The following is a 22105-nucleotide window of genomic DNA, read 5'->3' on the forward strand; positions in this document are numbered from 1 at the left end:
GCAAGTCCAAGCCCCGCACCCTTCCGCGCACCGCCCGGACCGGGTGAGGATCCGATGTATGACCGACACCGACACGGATATCGCGTACGTCGTCGACGTCTCCCCCGGCTCCGGCACCCTTCCCCCGCGCGCCTGGCCGCCGGCCTCGGACGCCACCCGGCTTTCTCTGAACGGCAGTTGGCGCTTCCGGCTCAGTCCGTACGCCGACGCGGACACGGCCTTCACCGCGGAGGGTTACGACGCCTCCGCCTGGGACACGCTGCGGGTGCCCGGTCACTGGGTGCTCCAGGGGCAGGGCCGGCACGGCTCCCCCGCGTACACGAACACGCCCTACCCCTTCCCCGTCGACCCGCCCTTCGTGCCCACCGAGAACCCGACCGGCGACCATCTGCACACCTTCGACCTGCCGGCGCACTGGCCGGCCGGCGGCGAGGCGGTGCTGCGCTTCGACGGGGTCGAGTCCTGTGCGCGGGTGTGGCTGAACGGCGCCGAGCTGGGCGAGTTCAAGGGGTCGCGACTGCCGCACGAGTTCGCGGTCACCGGACAGCTGCGCCCCCGCGGCAACGTGCTCGCGGTGCGGGTGCACCAGTGGTCGTCGGGCAGTTACCTGGAGGACCAGGACCAGTGGTGGCTGCCCGGGATCTTCCGTGACGTGACGCTGCTGCACCGCCCCGAGGGCGCGGTCCGCGACCACTTCGTGCACGCCTCGTACGACCACGTTCGGGGCACGGGCACGCTGCGCGTGGACAGCGAGCCGGCCGGCCGCGTCCTGGTCCCCGAGCTCGGCATCGACGTCGCGTCCGGCGAGACCGCGACCGTGCCCGTGGAGCCCTGGTCGGCCGAGCAACCGCGGCTGTACGAGGGCGAGTTGGTGACGGACGGGGAGCGGGTGCGGCTGCGCGTGGGCTTCCGCACCGTGCGGGTCGAGGACGGCCTGATCAAGGCGAACGGGCGGCCGCTGCTGTTCCGCGGCGTCAACCGGCACGAGTTCCACCCGGAGACCGGCCGCACCCTCGACCTCGCGACCATGCGCGAGGACGTGCTGCTGATGAAGCGGCACAACATCAACGCCGTCCGCACCAGCCACTATCCGCCGCACCCCGCGTTCCTCGACCTCTGCGACGAGCTGGGGCTCTGGGTGGTCGACGAGTGCGACCTGGAGACGCACGGCTTCCACGCCGTGGGCTGGCGCGGCAACCCGGTCGCCGACCCGCGCTGGACCCCGGCACTCCTCGACCGCGCGGCGCGGATGGTCGAGCGCGACAAGAACCATCCGTCGGTGGTCGTCTGGTCCCTGGGCAACGAGTGCGGCACCGGCGAGGGCCTGTCCGCGATGGCCGCATGGATCCGCGAGCGCGACCCGTCCCGGCCGCTGCACTACGAGGGTGACCGGTCCTGCAAGGACACCGACTTCTACTCGCGGATGTACGCCGATCACGCGGAGGTCGAGGCGATCGGCAGGGGCGAGGAAGCCGCCCTGGACGACCCGGAGTCGGACGCACGCCGGCGCGCGATGCCGTTCGTGCAGTGCGAGTACGCGCACGCGATGGGCAACGGTCCGGGCGGGCTGGCCGAGTACCAGGAGCTCTTCGAGAAGTACCCGCGGCTCCAGGGCGGTTTCGTCTGGGAGTGGATCGACCACGGCCTCGCGCATCCGGAGTTCGGGTACGCGTACGGCGGTGACTTCGGCGAGGAGCTGCACGACGGGAACTTCGTCTGCGACGGCCTGCTCTTCCCCGACCGCACCCCATCCCCCGGCCTGACCGCCTTCAAGTCCGTGGTCCAGCCGGTGCGGATGGACGGGGACGGCCGCGAGGGGGTCGTACGGATCAGGAATCTGTACGACGTCAGCGACCTGTCGCACCTGGAGTTCGCCTGGGCGTACGAGAAGGACGGCGCAACGGTGCGCGAGGGCGTGCTCGACGTGCCCGCCGTCGGGCCCGGCGGGAGCGTGGAGCTCGCGCTGCCCGAGCCGCCGCGCCGCGACCCGGACGCCGAGACGCAGTGGACGCTGCGGGCGCGGCTCGCCAAGGACACGGCGTGGGCGGAGCGGGGGCATGTGGTGGCGTGGGCGCAGCTGCCGGTGGAGGGCGGCATGCAGCCGCCGGCACCGGGCGGGTCGGCCCCGGTGCGCGCAGGCGGGCGGATCGCCCTCGGCTGCGGGGAGTTCGACGCGCGGACCGGCGCGCTGCTCGCCGTCGGCGGACTGCCGGTGACCGGGTTCGGGTGCGATGTGTGGCGGGCCCCGACGGACAACGACAACGGCATGCCGTGGGTGGCCGGTTCGTCGCTGGCCGCGAAGTGGCGGGCGCTGGGTCTGGACCGGATGCAGCACCGCGTGGAGGCGGTCGAGCCGAGGGCGGATTCCCTGGTGGTCCGCACACGGGTGGCGCCCGCGGCGAGCGACCTCGCGCTGCGCGTCACGTACCACTGGATCTCGAACGGGATCCGCCTCGCCCTGCGCATGGACGTCGAGCCGGAGGGCGCGTGGCAGGTGCCGCTGCCCCGGCTCGGGGTCCGGCTCGGGCTCCCCGCGGCGTACGACCGCGTGACCTGGTTCGGCGCCGGTCCCGGCGAGTCCTACCCGGACACGGGGGCCGGTGCGATGCTCGGGATCTGGTCGGCCACCGTCCCCGAGCTTCAGACGCCGTATGTGCGTCCGCAGGAGAACGGTGCGCGGTCCGGGACCCGCTGGGCCGAACTCACCGACGGGGTACGGCCGTTGCTGGTGGACGGGGGCACGTTCGCGTTCACGGCGCGTCCGTGGTCGACACGGGAGCTGGACGCGGCCGCGCACCGCACGGATCTGGTGGCGGGCGACACGGTGTGGTTGCACCTGGACGCACGGCAGCACGGCATCGGCTCCGCCTCCTGCGGTCCCGGGGTGTTGCCGGATCACCGACTCCGGCCCGGGCAGGAGCAGTTCAGGGTGCAGTTCTCCGTGCGCGACTCAGCCGCGCCGCGCCGCCCAGCGTAGGCCGCCGCGGAGGTGTGCGCGGAACTCCGGGTCCGCGTACGCCTCTTCGGCATGCCCGAGCGCCGTGTAGAACACCCGGCCCGCGCCCTGCTCGCGGCACCAGACCAGCGGGTGGTCCTCGCCCATGCCGCCGCCCTCCGTGTCGTACGAGGACTCGTCGGCGCGGGCGAGGACGCGGGCGCCGGCGGGGCGGGTGTCGAAGTCGTACCACTCGTCCGTGAAGGACCAGACGGGCGGCAGGTGCCGGGTCGCGGGGTGGTCGCGGTCGGCGACCAGGACGCACCCGGGCTGGTAGGCGGGGTGGCGGGTGAAGCGGGCACCGAGGAGCTCGCCGAAGCGGGGCCAGGAGGTCTCGGTGCAGGCCGCCGAGTGCACGCCGAGGAAGCCGCCGCCGCGCTCGACGTACGCGGCGAGCGCGCGGCGCCCGGGTGCGGTGAGCACGTCCCCGCTGGTGAGCAGGAAGACCACACAGGCGTAGCCGGACAGGTCCTGTTCCAGGTCCGCCGGGTCCTCGGTCGCCTCGGCGAAGTGGCCCTCGTCCGCGGCGAGTTCGCGCAGGGCGGCCACGGCGCGCGGGATCGCCGCGTGGCGGTAGTCGGTGGTGCGGGTGAGGACGAGGACCGGGGTCTGCGGCATGGCGCGCTCCTCGGAGGCGGCGGATCACGGGACGGGGGGCGTGCCGGACGGCGCGTTACGGGACGGGAGCGTGCCGGACGGCGAGTGCAGCGGCGTGGCCCTCGTCGACCCTCAGGTCGGTGAGCGTCCAGCCGGGTACGGGGCACGGATGCTCACCCGTGCCGACGACCGTGGCCGCGAACGCCGCGCCCGCGATCCCCTCGCCGGTCCCCTTGAGGTACGCCTCCTTGCGGGTCCAGCAGCGCGCGAACGCCGACGGGCGTGCGGCGGGCGGCAGTTGCCCGAGTTCGGCACGTTCCTGCGGGTGCAGGGCGGCGGCGACGTCGTGCACGGCCGCGGGCGCGGGCACGGCCTCCAGGTCGACGCCGACCGGTACGGCGGCGAAGGCGACGAGCGCGAGACCGCCGCTGTGCGAGAGCGAGAACTGGAGCTCCGGGTGGCCGGCGAGCGCGGGCCGGCCGTGCGGGCCGCCGCAGCCCGGGCAGCGCTCGCGCCGGAAGGCCAGCGCCGCGGGGTCGAGGCCGAGGCGGGCGGCGGCGAGAACGCGCAGCGCCCGGTGCGAGGCCTCGTAGACCGCCCGGTCCTGAGGGCGGCGCAGGGCGGCCGCGCGCTCCCGCTCGGCCGCGTCGAGCACATCGGGGAGCTCGGCCGCCGCGGCCGCGCGGACCAGCCAGACCTCGGGGTACGCAAGCGGGCCGGCCGGCAGCGGGTGGCGGCCGTACTCCTTGGGCTCCGGGCGCTCCTCCTGCTGCTCCGGTTCGGCTCGGTGGATCATGCGTCGACTCTAGACGGCGGCGTGGCGGGGCGGTCCGGACACCGGCATACGTCGGCCACGGCGCACGGTCCGAGGACCGTCAGCCCTCGTCGCGGCTTCACCCGCCGGCGCCCGGCGGGTCCTGAGGCGCCCCGTCGCCCTCGGCCGGCAGGTCGCCGCGCTCCACCCCGCCCGTGCCGCCGGAGGACTCCGGCAGGACGGCGTCGAGTTCGGCGTCGCTCGCCCGGTGCGCCTTCTCGGCGGCCTCGCGCAGCGTCTCCCGGTCGACGGCGGAACGGTCGGCGCTCAGGCGGACCAGGACGCCGTCGACCGGCAGGACGTACGCGTGGCCGGCGTCCGTGCTGCGGTACCAGTGTTCGCCGTCCCGCTCGCAGCGCGCGGACTCGGGGCCGGGGCAGGAGGCCGCGTCCATCGTGCCCGCGTCCACGGACAGCGTGAGCTGCGCGGCCGGGGTGTCCTTGCGTATGTACGTGGCCTGGAATCCGTCGGCACCGACGACGCCGACGGACTGGCTCGCGAGCTCGAACCCCTCGGCCTCGGTGACGTACACCTTGGCGATGTCGATCTGCGCCGCCTGCGCCCGCGCCTCCAGGGCGGCCCGGTCGGGGGCGGGGCCGCCGGAGCCGGCGGATTCGGTGCCGCAGGCCGTCAGGAGCAGCGGCAGGAGGGCGGCGGGCGCGTACCGCGCGAGTCTGTTCATGGGCGCATCTTCGCCCAGGGCGCGGCCTCTTGGGGACGGTGGGGCGGAAGGGAGGACTCAGGGTCCGGATCGCGTCCGTACGACCGCGCGACCGGGAGGCGCATGGTGTCCGATTCGTTCAAGACGCCGCACCGCCGCCCGGCCTACGGTCGTCGCATGACCACGCACCCCGCACCACGCTTCGACATGATCGGCATCGTCGTCTCGGACATGGCCGCCTCGGTCGCCTTCTACCGGCGGCTCGGCCTCGGCTTCCCCGCAGGGGCCGAGCGCGAGCCGCATGTGGAGGTGACCCTGCCGGGCGGACTGCGCTTCGCCCTCGACACCGAGGAGACGCTGCGCTCCTTCCACCCCGGCTGGCAGCCGCCCGCGCCCGGCGGGCGGATCGACCTCGCCTTCCTGTGCGCGAGCCCGGCCGACGTGGACGCGCAGTACGAGGCGCTCACGGCGGCGGGGGCCGGCACCGAACTCAAGCCGTTCGACGCGTTCTGGGGCCAGCGCTACGCGACGGTCCAGGACCCGGACGGGAACGGAGTGGACCTCTTCGCTCCCCTGGAGAGCTAGCCGGACCCGAGCCCCGGCCGGTCCGGAGAACTAGCCGGATGCGGACGCGCCCGCCGCGGTCACCCGGTCACGCCCCCAGGCCGCCAGCGGCTCCAGGGCGTCGTTGAGGCACATGCCATCCTTCGTCAGGGAGTACTCGACGCGGGGCGGCACCTCCTCGTACGAGATGCGCTGCACGATCCCGTCCGCCTCCATCTCGCGCAGATGCGAGGCGAGCACCTTCTCGGTCACGCCGGGAAGCAGCCGCCGCAGCTCTCCGAAGCGGCGGTGCGGGCGCTCGTGGAGTGCCCAGAGGATCAGCACCTTCCACTTGCCGCCGATCACCTCCATGGCCGTGTCGATGCCGCAGATGTGGTCCCCGTCCTCGACCGGACGATTCACCGTCGCCATGTCCCCACCCTTCCGACCTGCTCGCTCACTTCAGGGTAACCACCCACTTCCAAGTGCGTACTTGATCATGCTTTGGGCCGGTACGAGGCTGAAGGACATGGAGAACAACAACGCCGCAACGGCTTCGAAGACCCCTGTCACCCTGCTCGGACTCGGCGCCATGGGCACCGCGCTCGCCCGCACCTGGCTCGACGCCGGCCACCCGCTGACCGTCTGGAACCGCACCCCCGCCCGCGCCGAGGCGCTTGCCGCCGAAGGGGCCCGGGTCGCCGCGAGCGCGGCGGCCGCGGTCGCCGCGAACCGGCTGGTCATCGTCTGCCTCCTGAACGACGCCTCGGTGGACGAGGCGCTGGCGGGAGCCGATTTGAACGGCAAGGACGTGGTCAACCTGATCACCAGCACCCCCGCGCAGGCCCGGGCCCGCGCGGAGTGGGCCCGGGAGCGCGGCGCCCGCTACCTCGACGGCGGCATCATGGCCGTGCCGCCGATGATCGGTGCCCCGGAGGCCGGCGGCTATGTGTTCTACAGCGGCTCGCAGGCTCTGTTCGACCAGTACCGCGAGGTGCTCGCGGTGCCGGCCGGCACCTCCTATGTCGGCGAGGACGCCGGGTTCGCGGCGCTGCACGACGTGGCGCTCCTGAGCGCGATGTCGGGCATGTTCGCCGGGATCACCCACGCCTTCGCCCTCGTACGGGAGGAGGACATCGACCTGTCTGCCTTCGCCCAGCTGCTCGGCGACTGGCTCACGGCGATGGCACCGGCGGTGCACCAGGAGGCGGTCCACCTGAAGACCCGCGACTTCACCTCCGACGTGGTCTCTAACCTGGCCATGCAGGTGGCCGGGAACCAGACCCTGCTGGACACGGCCGAGGGCCAGGGCATCAGCTCCGAACTGCTCCTGCCGTACTACGCGTTGATGAGCCGCACCCTGGAGGTCGGCAGCCCCGAGGAGGGCACGGCGCGGATGGCGGAGCTGCTCGGGAAGTGAGGCGGGGCGTCGGCCGGAGGCGGGAAGTCGGCCGGAGGCGGGGAGTTGCTCGGCGTCACGGTGTGAGGGCGAGCAGCTCCCCGAGCGTCAGGCCGGCCAAGTCCCTTACGTCACGGGCGAAATGGGGCTGGTCGGCGTAGCCCGCAGCAGCCGCGGCCTCGGCCGGCGAGAGCCCGCCGCGTGCCAGCTCAAGCGCGCGCTGGAGGCGCAGGATGCGGGCCAGCGTCTTGGGCCCGTAGCCGAAGGCGGCCAGGGAGCGGCGGTGCAGGGTCCGCGCGCCGAGCCCGGTCTCGGCCGCGACCTCGGCGACCGCGGCCCCTTGGGCGAGCCGCTCGGCCGCGTGCCGGAGCGCGGGGTCGGCCGGTGCGGTGTCGGCGGCGCGGGCGAGGGCGAGTTCCTCGAGTCCCGTACGGGGATCGCGGGCCGCCTCGATCCGGTGCGCGAGCCGGCGGACGCGTGCGGCGGGCCAGAGGTCGGCCAACTCCACGCGTTGGTCGAGGAGTTCGCGGGCCGGCACGCCGAGAAGGGCGGGTGCGGTGCCGGGTGCGAAACGGATGCCGGAGACGGCGGCGGGCGGTCCGTCGGCGGGCCGGTGGGCGCGGGTGTCGGGACCGGCGACGACCAGGCGCCCGTCGAGCCACAGCAGGTCCATGCAGCCGTCGGGCAGCACGGGGTAGGCGGCGTCGCCCCGCTCCCGCTCCCGCGGCGCGCGGCTCCAGACCACGGCCCCGGGGAACACCGAGGCCCGCTCGCTGTACATACGTCGAGGGTAGGCCTGCCGCAGTACGGCCGGGCAAGCGGCGCCCGCAACCCGTCGGCCCTCCCGCGCCAGGTGCACCGGCCGCGCGCTCGAACTCCCACCCGGCACTGCCCACCGACCGCCAGGTACACCGAGCACACGGCCCAAGGGGAGCTGGGCGCATGACCGAAGGCCCGTCGGCACACCGCCCGAGGGCCACCGGCCGCTTCACCGAAGACCCGTCGGCACCCCCGCACCCAAGCCCGCCCCACCCCGCCCTTCCCGGAACTCCGCCGGGCTCACCCCGTACTCCCGCTTGAAGGCGGTCGACAGGGCGAACGGGCTTCCGTAGCCCGCCTTGCGGGCGATCGCCCCGACCGTCAGCGCCGTGTCCCGCAGCAGGTCCGCCGCCAGCGCGAGGCGCCAGCCCGTGAGGTACGCCATCGGCGGCTCGCCGACGAGTTCGGTGAAGTGGCGGGCCAGCGCGGCCCGTGAGACGCCCGCCCGCGCGGCGAGTTCCGCGACCGTCCACGGATGCGCGGGGTCGTCCTGGAGCGCCCGCAGCGCCACGCCCACCACGGGGTCCCCAAGTGCCAGGTACCAGGCGGGAGGTGAGGCCTCCGGCGAGGCGAACCAGGCCCGCAGCGTCGCGATGAGCAGCAGGTCGAGCAGCCGGTCGAGCACCACCTCCTGGCCCGGCTCGTCCCGCACGATCTCCTCGGCGAGCAGCGGGGTCAGCTTGCAGTCCCAGACGTCCTTGCGCAGCACCAGCTGCGGCGGCAGTGCGTCGAGCAGGCGGGAGCTCAGCTCGCCCTGCATCTGGTACGTGCCGACCAGCATCACCGCCGCGCCGTCCGTGCGCCCGCCCCAGGTGCGGGTGCCGAGGTCGATGTAGTCCTTGGCCTCGCTGCCGTCCGGCGCCGTGCACCGGCCGTCCGGCAGGATCACCGCGCGCGGCTCGGTGGCCGGGTCGTCGGCGCAGACGTACGGCTCGGGTCCGCGGGCCACCGCGATGTCGTTGGTGCCGAGGTGGATCTTCTCCCCGTCGTCCGGGATGAGCCAGCCCTCGCCGCGCAGCATCACCATCACGCTCACGGGTGCGCGGTCCTCGATCCGTACGGACCAGGGCGGGTCGAAGCAGGCCCGGATGAGGAACGCGCCTTTGGCGCGGGGGCCTTCGAGGAGACCGGCGAGAGCGTCCATGGCGCTCAGCGTAGGCCGCAGGCCCGCGGGCCGTGAGCTGCTCGCGCGCGTACGCTGCCCCCATGCTTCCCGACGGTCCCGGTGCCGCCGCCGCGCACCACACAGGGCAGGCGGCGGCGCACGTACGGCCGCGGTCCGGCGCCCTCACGGAGGTCGAACTCGCCGACGGGCGGCGGGTGATGGTGAAACGGGACGACGCGCCGGAGGCGACGCATGCCGAGGCGGCGGGGCTGCGCTGGCTGGCCGCGCCGGGTGCGGTCCGGGTGCCGGAGGTGTTCGGCTGCGACCGGCGCTGGCTGGTGACCGAGCTGGTGGCCGAAGGGCGTCCGACCCGCGAGGCGGCCGTCGGTCTTGGCCGCGGTCTGGCGCGGCTGCACGCCGCGGGCGCACCGGAGTTCGGCGCGCCGCCGCCGGGCGGCCCCGTCGAGGCGTACATCGGGCAGGCACCGATGCGCAATGTCACCGGTGACAACTGGCCGCAGTGGTACGCGGAGCACCGCGTACTGCCGTATCTGCGGCGCGCGGTGGACGAGGGCGCCATGGAGCGGCGCGAGGCCGCCGTCGTGGAGGAGGTGTGCGCGCGGCTGCCCGAGCTGGCGGGACCGCCCGAGCCGCCGGCGCGGCAGCACGGCGACCTGTGGAACGGCAACGTGGTGTGGAGCGCGGCGGGTCCCGCGTATCTGATCGATCCCGCCGCCCACGGCGGCCACCGCGAGACCGACCTGGCCATGCTCGAACTCTTCGGCTGCCCGCACCTCGCGGCGGTCCTCGACGGGTACGCGCAGGCGGGACCGCTGTCCGAGGGCCGGCGCGAGCGCGTCCCGCTGCACCAGCTGTTCCCGCTCCTCGTGCACACGGTCCTCTTCGGCCGCTCGTACGCCGGGCAGACCCTTCAGGCCGCACGCGCCGCGCTCCGCCTCTGAACCCCGAGGTCAGGACGGGCTTCCGGCACGCGAGACGCACGCGTATGCCGCCGAGCGTCTCGGCGATGGGAGCCGGGGCCGTACGGCCGTTCACTGGAGTCATGACACAGCAGACGCAGAACCAGCAGGCGGAGAAGCAGCAGACGGAGAACCAGCAGACCGGGCGGACCGACCACCACCGGCGGATCCGGACCGTGCTCGTGACCCAGGCGACCGGCAAGACCGGGCGGGTCGTGGCGGAGGCCGCCGAGCGGGCCGGGCTCGACGTGCGGCGCGGGTCGCGGTCCGCGGCCGTCCCCTTCGACTGGACGGACCGCTCGACCTGGGACGCGGCGCTCGACGGGGTGGACGCGGTGTACCTGGCGCACTACTTCGACATCGGCGCCCCCGGGACGGCCGAGGACGTCGCGGCCCTCGCCGCGAAGGCCCTGGAGAAGGGCGTACGGCGGCTCGTACTGCTCTCGGCGCGCGGCGAGCCGCAGGCCGCGCCGGCCGAGCGGGCGCTGCGGGACTCGGGGGCGGACTGGACGATCGTGCAGGCCGCGTGGTTCATGCAGAACTTCAGCGAGGGCGAGATGTACGGCGGGATGCAGGCGACCGGCGAGCTGGCGTTCCCCGCCGGGGAGACCCTCGAACCCTTCATCGACACACGGGACATCGCGGACATCGTGGTGGCCGCGCTGACCGACGAGGCGCACATCGGCAAGGCGTACGACGTCACCGGACCGCGGCTGCTCTCGTTCCGCACCGCCGTCGAGGAGATCGGCGCGGCGGCCGGCAGGGAGATCCCGTACATCCCCGTACCTGCACAGGCCTACGGCGAGATCCTCACCGAGATCGGAACGCCCGGACCGGTGGCGGAGTTCCTCGTCGAGCTCTTCGAGACGATGCTGGACGGGCACAATGCCTCGGTCACGGACGGGGTCCGGCAGGCGCTGGGGCGCGCGCCGCGCACCTTCGAGGAGTTCGTACGGGAGCACGCGTCGGCCGGGACCTGGAAGGCCTGAGGCAGGCCCCGGGCGCTCAGGGCCCGCCGTGCTCCCCGGGGGTGTCCTTCGTCGAGGGCTGCTTCGGGGGGCGCGGCTCTCCGTGCCGTTTCGCATGGGTGCGCAGCCGCGAGGTGACGTCGTCGGGGGGCAGGAACTGCGCCCAGCGCTCGGGGAATTCGGAGGGCATGTCCGGATCGTCCGGGTCGTCGTCCTCGGCGGCGGCCCGCGCGGCGGCCGCGCGCGCCACTTTCTCGACGGCCTTGGCCTCCCGCATCCGCTCGTTGGCCTCGCGGGCCGCGGCCGTCGCGATGGAGGGCCAGACCCGGTCGATCGCGGCGTTCACCGCCGCGCCGACCAGGACCGCGAAGGCCGAGACACCGATCCACAGGAGCACCGCGACCGGGGCGGCCAGCGATCCGTAGATGGTCGGCCCCTCCACGGTGTTGGTGAGGTAGATCCGCAGCAGGAAGCTGCCGAGCACCCACATGCCGAGCGCCACGAGCGCCCCGGGCACGTCCTCGATCCACGGCGAACGCACCGGCACCGACACGTGGTAGAGCGTGGTGAGGAAGACGATGCCGAGCACGATGACCGTGGGCCAGTACAGGATCTGCACCACGGAGTCGCTCATCGGCACGAGCTGGAGCACCGCGTCGGGCCCGGCCACCATCAGCGGCAGCGCCACCGAGCCGATCACCAGGGCCACCAGGAACAACAGGAAGGCCAGGAGCCGGGTCTTCACGATGCCGCGCACGCCGTCGAGCCCGTACATCACGGTGATGGTGTCGATGAACACCGTCACGGCGCGCGAGCCCGACCACAGCGCGAGGATGAAGCCGAGCGAGATCACATCGGGCCGGCCGCCCTTGAGCACGTCGTCGAGGATCGGCTCCGCGATGTCGTGCACACCCCGGTCGGACAGCACGGTGCGGGCCGCCTCCAGGATGTTGTCCCGTACGGACTGGATGGTCTCGGCGCCGGTCCAGGCGTCCACGTAACCGAGCAGGCCGACCAGCGAGAGCAGCAGCGGCGGCACCGACAGGAGCGTGAAGAACGCGGCCTCGGCGGCCAGGCCCAGAATGCGGTACTCGATACACGAGTTGACCGTGTCCTTGAGAAGCAGCCAGGCGGTCCTGCGCTTGGACACGTTGCGATACACGGCGCGGGCCCGGTGGAGCCGCCCCGAGGGGCGCTCGGGTGTTTCTTTTGCCTGGTGCACGTCCTTACCGTATCCGCATGACCGCACCCACCCACACCGTCACCAACCAGGCCGAGCCCCTGGTGGGATACGACGTGTTCGCCGCCGACCGGGCTCTGGCGGAGGGCGTCGAGCGCCATCTGCCGCAAGGGCTGCGCGAGGAGGTGCGGGAGGAGCTGAGCGCGCTGGGGCGTGCGGCCGGTTCGACCCAGGCCCAGACATGGGGTGTTCAGGCCGACCGGCATCCGCCGGTGCTGCACACGCATGACCGGTACGGGCACCGGATCGACGAGGTGGAGTTCCACCCGGCCTGGCACCGGCTGCTCGCCAAGGGGGTCGGGGCGGGCCTGACCGGCGCGTGGACGCGTGAGCACGGTCACGTCCGGCGGGCGGCCGGATTCCTGGTGTGGACGCAGGTCGAGGCGGGGCACGGCTGTCCGCTGTCGATGACGCACGCGGCGGTGCCCGCGCTGCGCCACGAGCCGGAGCTCGCCGCCGTCTGGGAGCCGAAGCTCAGCTCGCTCGTGTACGACGAGGGGCTCAGGCCCCTGGCGCAGAAGGCCGGTGCGCTCGTCGGGATGGGCATGACGGAGAAGCAGGGCGGCAGCGACGTGCGCGCCAACACGACGCGGGCCGAGGCGCTCGCGGAGGCCGGGACGTACGCGCTGACCGGACACAAGTGGTTCTGTTCGGCGCCGATGTCGGACGCCTTCCTGGTGCTCGCGCAGGCGCCGGGCGGGCTGACCTGCTTCCTGGTGCCGCGGGTCCTCGAGGACGGGACGCGCAACCGGTTCGCGATCCAGCGGCTCAAGGACAAGCTGGGCAACCGGTCGAACGCGTCGGGCGAGGTGGAGTTCGACGGGACGTGGGCGCGCCGGGTCGGCGAGGAGGGGCGCGGGGTGCGCACCATCATCGAGATGGTGGCGGCAACGCGGCTCGACTGCGTGACGGGTTCGGCGGCCCTGATGCGGCAGGCGGTGGCGCAGGCGGTCCATCACACCGCGTACCGCAGCGCGTTCGGCGGTCTCCTTGTCGACAAACCGCTGATGCGCAACGTCCTGGCCGACCTCGCGGTCGAGTCGGAGGCGGCGACCACGCTGGCGCTCCGGCTCGCGGCGGCGTACGACGGCGCCTACGGCGAAGGCAGTGCGCAGGAGCGGGCCTTTCTGCGGCTCGCGGTACCGGTCGCCAAGTACTGGGTGACCAAAAGATGTACGCCGTTGGTGGCCGAGGCCCTGGAGTGCCTGGGCGGCAACGGCTACGTCGAGGAGTCCGGGATGCCCCGGCTGCTGCGCGAGTCCCCGCTCAACTCCGTCTGGGAGGGCGCCGGGAACGTGCAGGCGCTCGACGTGCTGCGCGTCCTGCAACGCGAACCGCAGGCCTTCGACGCCTTCCTGCGCGAGGTGGGGCAGGCGCGCGGGGCCGACCACCGGCTCGACGCGGCCATCAAGTCGCTGCTCACCGAACTCGCCGACCTGAGCGGCATCGAGGCGCGCGCCCGCCGGCTCGTGGAGCGGATGGCCGTGGTGCTCCAGGGCTCACTGCTCGTGCGGTTCGCCCCGTCGTATGTCGAGGAGGCGTACTGTGCCTCACGTCTCGGCGGTGACTGGGGCGTGTCGTTCGGCACCCTGCCGCATACGTTGGATCTGGAGGCGGTCGTGGAGCGCGCGCGTCCGGTGGCATGAGCCGCGCCGGGTCCCGGTGGCGGAACGCCCTCGTGGTCGCGGGGGTGGTGCTGCGCCGACACGGCACCACCCCCGCCTCATGGCCCCGTAGTCAGGCGGGCATGAACGCCGCAGAAGCGGCGGCCGGTTCATTTTCGGTCGGCCGCGCGCTTGTCCGCGAGAGTTGCAAGGGGTTGCATCGTGGGGGCCCGCGGCGACGGGACCTCACGAACCGCCCTCCGTGGTCCCCCTGTTCGGGGGGACCGGTGCGGCGACGGGTGAAGCACGATGCGCACTGGTGTTGTGGGAGGCTCCGGTGACGAATGCAACGATCGACCTGGTCAGGCTGGCGGCGATGGACTCCGTCCATGCGGCCCGGGTGCTCAGGGGCGTGCGCGACGCCGCGCTCTCCGGGCAGCGGCCGCCGGTCGAACCGCGCCCGGTGATCGAGGAGTCCTGGGGGCGGATGCTGCGCGGCGGCGTGGACCCGGACCGCGATGTGCGCAACGGGCTGCTGTCCCGCGAGGAGCTGGAGGAGCGCCGGCGCTCCTCGGGGCTCGCCGAGGTGCTTCCGGAGCTGCGCCGCGGACTCGTGTCCATCGCCGACGCGGCGCAGCACATCATGGTGGTCGCGGACACCGAGGGACGGGTGCTGTGGCGCGAGGGCTCCTCGGCCGTGCTGCGGATGGCCGACGGCCACGGCTTCGAGCTGGGCGCGGACTGGACCGAGGCGACCGTGGGCACCAACGGGGTCGGCACGCCGCTGATCACCCGCCGCCCGGTGCAGGTGTTCTCGGCGGAGCATTTCGTACGGACCCATCACAACTGGACCTGCGCGGGCTCCCCGGTGACCGATCCGCGGGACGGCCGTCTCATCGGCGTGGTCGATGTGAGCGGACCGCTCGACACGATGCATCCGGCGACCCTCGCCCTCGTGCACTCGGTGACCCGGCTCGCCGAGGCCGAGCTGCGCACCCGGCATCTGACCACCCTGGACCGGCTGCGCACCACGGCCGTACCGCTGCTCGCCGGGATCAAGGGCCGGGCGCTCGTCGTGGACTCCCACGGCTGGACCGCCGCCGTCACGGGCATGGCGCCGGCCGACCGGATCGCGCTGCCCAAGTCGTTCGGGCCGGGCCGGGCCTGGCTGCCCTCGCTCGGCGAGTGCCGGATCGAGCCGCTGCCCGGCGGCTGGCTGCTGCGGCCCGACGAGAGCGAGGACGGCAGGCCCGGCACGTCCGCCACGGTGCTGCTCGACCTGAGCAGTCCGCGCCACTGGACCGTCACCGTGACCGGCGACACGGGGAGCTGGACCCATGAACTGACCCCGCGCCACGCCGAGTTGCTCTACCTGCTGGCCGTCTCGCCCACGGGCAGCACCGCGCCCGCGCTGGCCGGCGAGCTGTTCGGCGACCCCGGCCGCGCGGTGACCGTGCGCGCCGAGCTGTCGCGGATACGGCGGTATCTGGCGGGGCTCCTGGAGGGCCGGCCGTATCGTTTCCGCGAGGACGTGGACGTCCGCGTGACGCTCCCGGACGACCCGGCCGACCTGCTGCCCCAGTCGAGGGTGCGGACGGTGGTGCGGGCGCGGCGGGGCGAGCGGGTCTGAGCGCAGGCAGGCCTAGACGGTCTCGGGCCCCCTTTGGGAGCGCGAGCCGCCCCATGGTTCGCTGGGCACCATGAGCATCACTGTGACCACTTGGTCCCTGGAGCAGACCTCGCCCGCCGACCTCAGGCCCGCACGCGAACCGGATCCCGCGGCCGGCGTGCGCATCGAGCGGGCCGAGGTGCCCTCCGCGGACTTCAGCCGCTTCCTCTACTCGGCCGTCGGCGGCGACATCTTCTGGACGGACCGGCTCGCGCTCAGCCGCGAGGAGTGGCAGCAGCACCTGGAGCGTCCGGGGGTCGAGACGTGGGTCGCGTACGAGAAGGGGACGCCGGCCGGCTATGTGGAGCTCGACCCGCAGGACGAGGGGGTCGTGGAGATCGTCTACTTCGGCCTGATCCCGGCCTTCCGCGGCCGCCGCATCGGCGGCCACCTCCTGTCGTACGGCACCGCGCGCGCCTGGGACCTCGCCGAGCGCTGGCCGGGACGCACCCCGACGAAGCGGGTGTGGCTGCACACGTGCAGCCTCGACGGCGAGCACGCGATGGACAACTACCGGCGGCGGGGCTTCCGCCTGTTCGACACGAAGGTGGCGGAGGAGGCCGAGCGCCCGTCGCGCGCATGGTGACGCGGCCCCTCGCACCCGCGGCAGCCTGCCGCACCTGACCTGCCGGGGCGATCCGCCCCCGCGCGGCCCGGGTGACCTGCACCGATACGGTCCAGGTGACCCGGGCCACATTGTCTCGCGATACGGGACATCCATGTCCGCATGATGGACGATGCTGGACTGGGTCCAAAGTCCCGTGCCACGCTTCCGTCATGTCTCGAGCTGGAATTGCCTTGGTGAGTCGGCGTCACGTCGACCTCGGCCGCGTGTCCAGCGCCATCTGTCCGGCGCGCTGAAGCTCTCAGCACCACGCTCGCAATTCCCCACGCTCCACCTCTCTTTGATGACCTGGCGCAATGACGCGCGCGTACTCCCGTACGCCTGAAATCCCGCGTTTGCGCAGGTCAGAGCCGCTCATCTGCAGTGAAGGACACGCCCATGGCCGCCACCCCCGAGAAGCCCGCACCCGCCCCACGCCGCCGGCCGGGACGCCACCGCGGCGAGGGTCAGTGGGCCGTCGGTCACTTCACTCCGCTCAACGGCAACGAGCAGTTCAAGAAGGACGACGACGGTCTCAATGTGCGGACACGTATTGAGACGATCTACTCCAAGACGGGTTTCGACTCGATCGACCCCAACGACCTGCGCGGACGGATGCGCTGGTGGGGTCTGTACACCCAGCGCAAGCCCGGGATCGACGGCGGAAAGACGGCCATCCTCGAGCCCGAGGAGCTGGACGACAAGTACTTCATGCTGCGCGTCCGGATCGACGGCGGCCGCCTCACCACCGAGCAGCTGCGGGTGATCGGTGAGATCTCGCAGGAGTTCGCGCGCGGCACCGCGGACATCACGGACCGGCAGAACATCCAGTACCACTGGATCCGTATCGAGGACGTGCCCGAGATCTGGCGCCGGCTCGAAGCGGTGGGCCTGTCCACCACCGAGGCCTGCGGTGACACCCCGCGCGTGATCCTCGGCTCGCCCGTCGCGGGCATCGCCGAGGACGAGATCATCGACGGCACGCCCGCCCTCGACGAGATCCACCGCCGCATCGTGGGCAACCCCGCGTTCTCCAATCTGCCGCGGAAGTTCAAGTCCGCGATCTCCGGCTCGCCGCTGCTCGACGTGGCGCACGAGATCAACGACATCGCCTTCGTCGGCGTCGAACACCCCGAGCACGGGCCCGGGTTCGACGTCTGGGTCGGCGGCGGTCTGTCCACCAACCCGAAGATCGGCCAGCGCCTCGGCGCGTGGGTGCCGCTCGACGAGGTGCCCGATGTCTTCGAGGGCGTCATCTCGATCTTCCGCGACTACGGCTACCGCCGGCTGCGCACCCGCGCCCGCCTGAAGTTCCTGGTCGCCGACTGGGGCACGGAGAAGTTCCGCCAGGTCCTGGAGGACGAGTACCTGAAGCGCAAGCTGATCGACGGGCCCGCGCCCGCGCAGCCCGTGGGCCGCTGGCGCGACCACGTCGGGGTGCACCGGCAGAAGGACGGCAACTTCTACGTGGGCTTCGCGCCGCGCGTCGGCCGCGTGGACGGTGCCACCCTCACCAAGATCTCCGAGGTGGCCGCGGCCCACGGCTCGGGTCGCCTCCGCACCACCGCCGAGCAGAAGATGCTGGTGCTCGACGTCGCCGAGGACCAGGTCCCGTCCCTGGTGGAGGCGCTCGAAGCGCTCGACCTGACGGTCAACCCCTCGCCGTTCCGGCGCGGCACGATGGCCTGCACCGGCATCGAGTTCTGCAAGCTGGCGATCGTCGAGACCAAGGCCCGCGGCGCCTCGCTGATCGACGAACTCGAGCGCCGCATCCCCGAGTTCGACGAGCCGATCACCATCAACATCAACGGCTGCCCCAACGCCTGCGCCCGTATCCAGGTCGCGGACATCGGTCTCAAGGGCCAGCTGGTGCTCGACGACAACGGCGAGCAGGTCGAGGGCTACCAGGTGCACCTCGGCGGCGCGCTCGGTCTAGAGGCCGGGTTCGGCCGCAAGGTCCGCGGTCTGAAGGTCACTTCGGCCGAGCTGCCCGACTACATCGAGCGGGTCCTCAAGCGGTTCGAGGCCGAGCGCGAGGAAGGAGAGCGGTTCGCGACCTGGACCGCCCGCGCCTCGGAGGAGGCCCTCTCGTGAGCGCGGCGAACGAGGCGAGGGGCACGGCATGAGCGAGCGAGCGGCGCCCTTCCACTGCCCGTACTGCGGGGACGAGGATCTGCGCCCCAACGAGACAGGTCACGGCGCCTGGGAATGCGCGGCGTGCAACCGCGCCTTCCAGCTGAAGTTCCTCGGGCTGCTCGCCCGGGGAGTTCGGCGGACCGCCGATCAGGCAGTCAACTCCGGTGGAGGGGACGAGATATGACCACGGCTCAGACGACACGTTCGAAGGCCGAGCTCAAGGAGCTCGCCGAGCAGGCGGGGCGCGACCTGGAGGACGCGACCCCGCTGGAGATCCTCACGTGGGCGGCCGAGACCTTCGGCCCGCGCTTCTGCGTGACCTCCTCGATGGAGGACGCGGTGGTCGCCCACCTCGCGTCGCGCGCCCTGCCCGGCGTGGACGTGGTCTTCCTCGACACCGGCTACCACTTCCCGGAGACCCTCGGCACCGCGGACGCGGTGGGCGCGGTGATGGACGTCAACCTCATCACGCTCACGCCCGTGCAGTCCGTGGCCGAGCAGGACGCCCAGTACGGGCCGAAGCTGCACGACCGCGACCCCGACCTGTGCTGCGCGCTGCGCAAGGTCAAGCCCCTTGAGCAGGGCCTGGGTTCGTACGACGCGTGGGCCACGGGTCTGCGCCGCGACGAGTCCCCGACCCGCGCGAACACCCCGGTCGTCGGCTGGGACGAGAAGCGGCAGAAGGTCAAGATCGCGCCGATCGCCCGCTGGACCCAGGAGGACGTGGACGCGTACGTGGCCGAACACGGCGTCCTGACCAACCCGCTGCTGGACGACGGCTACCCGTCGATCGGCTGCGCGCCCTGCACCTTCCGGGTCGCCGAGGGCGAGGACGCGCGCTCGGGCCGCTGGGCCGGGCGGGCCAAGACGGAATGCGGGCTGCACGGATGAGTTCAGGAACTGCCAAGGAGAGCAACGTGACCGGAGCCACCATCTGGCTCACCGGACTGCCGAGCGCGGGCAAGACCACCATCGCGCTCGAACTCGCGGGCCGGCTGCGCGCGGAGGGCCACCGTGTGGAGGTGCTCGACGGGGACGAGATCCGCGAGTTCCTCTCGGCGGGCCTCGGCTTCTCGCGCGAGGACCGGCACATCAACGTGCAGCGCATCGGGTTCGTGAGCGAACTGCTCGCGTCCAACGGCGTGAAGGTGCTCGTCCCGGTCATCGCCCCGTACGCCGACAGCCGCGAGGCGGTCCGCAAGCGCCACCAGACCGAGGGCACGCCCTACCTGGAGGTGCATGTGGCCACCCCCGTGGACGTGTGCTCCGTACGCGATGTGAAGGGTCTGTACGCCAAGCAGGCGGCGGGCGAGATCTCCGGCCTGACCGGGGTCGACGACCCGTACGAAGCGCCCGAGTCACCGGATCTGCGGATCGAGTCGCAGGACCAGACCGTGCAGGAGTCGGCCGCGGCGCTTCATGCGCTGCTCAGTGAGAGGGGTCTGGCGTGACGACCGTAGCTTCCGTCGCCGGGGAGACCGATTCCCCGTACGCGCTCAGCCACTTGGACGCCCTGGAGTCCGAGGCCGTCCACATCTTCCGTGAGGTGGCGGGCGAGTTCGAGCGGCCGGTGATCCTCTTCTCCGGCGGCAAGGACTCCATCGTCATGCTGCACCTGGCCCTCAAGGCCTTCCGTCCGGCCGCGATCCCGTTCTCGCTGCTGCACGTCGACACGGGGCACAACTTCCCCGAGGTCATCGAGTACCGCGACCGCGTGGTGGCCGAGCACGGGCTGCGGCTGCACGTGGCCTCCGTGCAGGACTACATCGACCGCGGGGTGCTCAAGGAGCGCCCGGACGGCACCCGCAACCCGCTCCAGACCGTGCCCCTCACCGAGAAGATCGCGAGTGAGAAGTTCGACGCGGTCTTCGGCGGCGGGCGCCGCGACGAGGAGAAGGCGCGCGCCAAGGAGCGGGTGTTCTCGCTGCGCGACGAGTTCTCGCAGTGGGACCCGCGCCGCCAGCGCCCCGAGCTGTGGAACCTGTACAACGGCCGGCACGCACCCGGCGAGCACGTCCGCGTGTTCCCGCTGTCCAACTGGACCGAGCTGGACGTGTGGCAGTACATCGCCCGCGAGGGCATCGCGCTGCCGGAGATCTACTTCGCGCACGAGCGCGAGGTGTTCCAGCGCTCGGGCATGTGGCTGACCGCCGGCGAGTGGGGCGGCCCGAAGGAGAACGAGCCGGTCGTGACGCGCCTGGTGCGCTACCGCACCGTGGGCGACATGTCCTGCACCGGCGCCGTCGACTCCGACGCGGTGACCCTGGAGCAGGTCATCACCGAGATCGCCGCGTCCCGGCTCACCGAACGAGGGGCGACCCGCGCCGACGACAAGCTGTCCGAGGCCGCGATGGAAGACCGCAAGCGCGAGGGGTACTTCTAAATGTCCAGCACCACCGGTCAGTTGACCGACATCGAAGGCCTCTCGGCGACCACGCTGCTGCGGTTCGCCACCGCAGGATCCGTCGACGACGGCAAGTCCACCCTCGTGGGCCGGCTCCTGCACGACTCCAAGTCCGTGCTCACCGACCAGCTCGAAGCCGTCGAGCGGGTCTCCGCGAGCCGCGGCCAGGACGCGCCCGACCTCGCGCTGCTCACCGACGGGCTGCGCGCGGAGCGCGAGCAGGGCATCACCATCGATGTCGCCTACCGCTACTTCGCCACCGCACGGCGCCGCTTCATCCTGGCCGACACCCCGGGCCATGTGCAGTACACCCGCAACATGGTCACCGGCGCCTCCACCGCCGAGCTGACGGTGATCCTGGTCGACGCCCGCAACGGTGTGGTCGAGCAGACCCGCCGGCACGCCGCGATCGCCGCGCTGCTCCGCGTCCCGCACGTGGTGCTCGCGGTGAACAAGATGGACCTCGTCGAGTACGAGGAGTCCGTGTTCGCCGGGATCGCGGCCGAATTCACCACGTACGCCAAGGAGTTGGGCGTCCCGGAGATCACCGCCATCCCGATCTCCGCGCTCGCCGGGGACAACGTGGTGGAGCCCTCCGCGCACATGGACTGGTACGCGGGCCCCACCGTCCTGGAGCACCTGGAGACGGTGCCGGTCAGCCATGACCTCGCCACCTGCCACGCGCGTTTCCCCGTGCAGGTCGTGATCCGGCCGCAGACCGCCGAGCACCCGGACTACCGGGGGTACGCGGGCCAGATCGCCGCCGGCACCTTCCGGGTCGGCGAGGAGGTCAAGGTCCTTCCTTCCGGGCGGAGTTCGAAGATCGCCGGGATCGACCTGCTCGGCGAGAAGGTCGACGTGGCCTGGACCCCGCAGTCGGTGACGCTCCTCCTGGAGGACGACATCGACATCTCGCGCGGCGACCTGATCGTGCCGGCCCACGACGCCCCGGCCACCAGCCAGGACATCGAGGCCACGGTCTGCCACGTCGCGGACCAGCCGCTCACGGTCGGCCAGCGCGTGCTGCTCAAGCACACCACCCGTACGGTCAAGGCGATCGTCAAGGAGATCCCGTCGCGGCTCACGCTCGACGACCTCTCGCAGCACGCCGAGCCGGGACAGCTGGTCGCCAACGACATCGGCCGCGTGAAGGTCCGCACGGCCGAACCGCTCGCGCTCGACGCGTACGCCGACTCGCGGCGTACCGGCTCCTTCCTGCTGATCGACCCGGCGGACGGCACCACGCTCGCCGCCGGCATGTCGGGCGAGGCCTTCGCACAGGGCGAGGAGCCCGCTCCGTCCACCCCCGATGAAGAGGGCTGGGATTTCTGATGGCCATCGACGTGTACGCGACCTTCGCGAAGGAGGGCGGCCGGGTCGGCAGCGGCGCCCTGGGTGCCGGGACCGGGGGTGTCGTGCGATGTGTGCGCTGACCTGTATGCACGCCCCGCGCGACCCGCGCGTTCGCACCCGTGAGCACGCCCTGCCCGTACGACACAGACGAAGACCTGCCGAACTCCCGGCCGCGTACCCGCACTTGAGGGGGACGTAAGAACCGGGCCTCCGA

At 72.6% G+C, this 22105-nt stretch carries 22 protein-coding genes; 15 read left to right on the forward strand and 7 right to left on the reverse strand.

From position 1 onward, the window contains the following. The first annotated feature begins 58 nt into the window (after positions 1-58). Complete coding sequence (locus BLT97_RS06285) at positions 59-2977, forward strand: glycoside hydrolase family 2 TIM barrel-domain containing protein (RefSeq protein WP_093607602.1); 2919 nt, start codon at positions 59-61, stop codon at positions 2975-2977. Here BLT97_RS06285 and BLT97_RS06290 read toward each other — a convergent pair. The 3 genes from BLT97_RS06290 to BLT97_RS06300 all read right to left on the reverse strand — a co-directional run bounded on the left by BLT97_RS06290 (position 2951) and on the right by BLT97_RS06300 (position 5088). Continuing rightward, entirely contained in the window at positions 2951-3613 is a 663-nt protein-coding gene (locus tag BLT97_RS06290; RefSeq protein ID WP_093607603.1) for a ThuA domain-containing protein, read from the reverse strand. The genes BLT97_RS06285 and BLT97_RS06290 overlap by 27 nt on opposite strands. A gap of 55 nt (positions 3614-3668) precedes the next feature. Next, positions 3669-4388 carry a 4'-phosphopantetheinyl transferase family protein gene (locus tag BLT97_RS06295; RefSeq protein WP_093607604.1) on the reverse strand — a complete coding sequence of 240 codons (720 nt, stop codon included), beginning with the start codon at positions 4386-4388 and terminating at the stop codon, positions 3669-3671. 97 nt (positions 4389-4485) lie between these two features. Beyond that, entirely contained in the window at positions 4486-5088 is a 603-nt protein-coding gene (locus BLT97_RS06300; RefSeq protein WP_093607605.1) for a hypothetical protein, read from the reverse strand. 156 nt (positions 5089-5244) lie between these two features. Between BLT97_RS06300 and BLT97_RS06305 the strand changes: the two genes are divergently transcribed. Next, positions 5245-5652 (forward strand): VOC family protein, encoded by a 408-nt coding sequence (locus BLT97_RS06305; protein WP_245769153.1) that lies wholly within the window; start codon positions 5245-5247, stop codon positions 5650-5652. 30 nt (positions 5653-5682) lie between these two features. Here BLT97_RS06305 and BLT97_RS06310 read toward each other — a convergent pair whose 3' ends face one another. Then, the gene (locus tag BLT97_RS06310; RefSeq protein WP_093607607.1) at positions 5683-6042 is read right to left on the reverse strand and encodes a winged helix-turn-helix transcriptional regulator; all 360 of its coding nucleotides are present in this window, start codon (positions 6040-6042) and stop codon (positions 5683-5685) included. A gap of 97 nt (positions 6043-6139) precedes the next feature. On the opposite strand from BLT97_RS06310, the gene BLT97_RS06315 reads away from it, so the two are divergent. After that, the gene (locus BLT97_RS06315) at positions 6140-7030 is read left to right on the forward strand and encodes an NAD(P)-dependent oxidoreductase (protein WP_093607608.1); all 891 of its coding nucleotides are present in this window, start codon (positions 6140-6142) and stop codon (positions 7028-7030) included. A 55-nt stretch (positions 7031-7085) separates the two neighbouring features. On the opposite strand, the gene BLT97_RS06320 is transcribed toward BLT97_RS06315, so the two are convergent. Both BLT97_RS06320 and BLT97_RS06325 read right to left on the reverse strand, forming a co-directional pair. Next, a complete protein-coding gene (locus BLT97_RS06320; RefSeq protein ID WP_093607609.1) occupies positions 7086-7790 on the reverse strand; it encodes a helix-turn-helix domain-containing protein in 705 nt (234 codons plus the stop codon). A gap of 207 nt (positions 7791-7997) precedes the next feature. Continuing rightward, positions 7998-8972, reverse strand: coding sequence for an AraC family transcriptional regulator (locus BLT97_RS06325; protein ID WP_093607610.1), 975 nt, complete (start codon positions 8970-8972; stop codon positions 7998-8000). Positions 8973-9034: 62 nt separating this feature from the next. Between BLT97_RS06325 and BLT97_RS06330 the strand changes: the two genes are divergently transcribed. Together BLT97_RS06330 and BLT97_RS06335 are read left to right on the forward strand one after the other, a co-directional pair. After that, positions 9035-9895, forward strand: coding sequence for a fructosamine kinase family protein (locus tag BLT97_RS06330; RefSeq protein ID WP_093607611.1), 861 nt, complete (start codon positions 9035-9037; stop codon positions 9893-9895). Positions 9896-9996: 101 nt separating this feature from the next. Then, the gene (locus BLT97_RS06335; protein ID WP_245769154.1) at positions 9997-10902 is read left to right on the forward strand and encodes an NmrA family NAD(P)-binding protein; all 906 of its coding nucleotides are present in this window, start codon (positions 9997-9999) and stop codon (positions 10900-10902) included. 16 nt (positions 10903-10918) lie between these two features. On the opposite strand, the gene BLT97_RS06340 is transcribed toward BLT97_RS06335, so the two are convergent. Beyond that, entirely contained in the window at positions 10919-12103 is a 1185-nt protein-coding gene (locus BLT97_RS06340; protein ID WP_093607612.1) for a YihY/virulence factor BrkB family protein, read from the reverse strand. Positions 12104-12120: 17 nt separating this feature from the next. Here BLT97_RS06340 and BLT97_RS06345 point away from each other — a divergent pair, with 17 nt between their 5' ends. From BLT97_RS06345 to BLT97_RS06385, 10 genes are all read left to right on the forward strand, one after another. Beyond that, positions 12121-13767, forward strand: coding sequence for an acyl-CoA dehydrogenase family protein (locus BLT97_RS06345; RefSeq protein ID WP_093607613.1), 1647 nt, complete (start codon positions 12121-12123; stop codon positions 13765-13767). Positions 13768-14062: 295 nt separating this feature from the next. Then, entirely contained in the window at positions 14063-15355 is a 1293-nt protein-coding gene (locus BLT97_RS06350) for a GAF domain-containing protein (protein ID WP_245769155.1), read from the forward strand. Between the two features lie 70 nt (positions 15356-15425). Next, positions 15426-15980, forward strand: a complete 555-nt coding sequence (locus tag BLT97_RS06355) for a GNAT family N-acetyltransferase (RefSeq protein WP_093607614.1) — start codon at positions 15426-15428, stop codon at positions 15978-15980. A gap of 191 nt (positions 15981-16171) precedes the next feature. After that, positions 16172-16255 (forward strand): putative leader peptide, encoded by an 84-nt coding sequence (locus tag BLT97_RS39070; protein ID WP_352248988.1) that lies wholly within the window; start codon positions 16172-16174, stop codon positions 16253-16255. Positions 16256-16397: 142 nt separating this feature from the next. Continuing rightward, positions 16398-18092 (forward strand): nitrite/sulfite reductase, encoded by a 1695-nt coding sequence (locus BLT97_RS06360; RefSeq protein ID WP_093607615.1) that lies wholly within the window; start codon positions 16398-16400, stop codon positions 18090-18092. A 28-nt stretch (positions 18093-18120) separates the two neighbouring features. Then, a complete protein-coding gene (locus BLT97_RS06365; RefSeq protein WP_093607616.1) occupies positions 18121-18318 on the forward strand; it encodes a hypothetical protein in 198 nt (65 codons plus the stop codon). Beyond that, entirely contained in the window at positions 18315-19025 is a 711-nt protein-coding gene (locus tag BLT97_RS06370) for a phosphoadenylyl-sulfate reductase (protein WP_093607617.1), read from the forward strand. Before BLT97_RS06365 ends, BLT97_RS06370 begins: the two co-directional genes overlap by 4 nt. Further along, positions 19007-19585 carry an adenylyl-sulfate kinase gene (cysC, locus tag BLT97_RS06375; RefSeq protein ID WP_176953658.1) on the forward strand — a complete coding sequence of 193 codons (579 nt, stop codon included), beginning with the start codon at positions 19007-19009 and terminating at the stop codon, positions 19583-19585. The genes BLT97_RS06370 and cysC overlap by 19 nt, the downstream gene beginning before the upstream one ends. Next, on the forward strand, positions 19582-20517 hold the full coding sequence (gene cysD, locus BLT97_RS06380; RefSeq protein WP_093607619.1) for a sulfate adenylyltransferase subunit CysD: 936 nt from the start codon (positions 19582-19584) through the stop codon (positions 20515-20517). Before cysC ends, cysD begins: the two co-directional genes overlap by 4 nt. After that, complete coding sequence (locus tag BLT97_RS06385) at positions 20518-21870, forward strand: sulfate adenylyltransferase subunit 1 (RefSeq protein ID WP_093607620.1); 1353 nt, start codon at positions 20518-20520, stop codon at positions 21868-21870. It begins immediately after the preceding gene. Positions 21871-22105 lie beyond the last annotated feature (235 nt).

Source organism: Streptomyces indicus (genome assembly GCF_900100315.1).
Taxonomy (GTDB): Bacteria; Actinomycetota; Actinomycetes; order Streptomycetales; family Streptomycetaceae; genus Streptomyces; species Streptomyces indicus.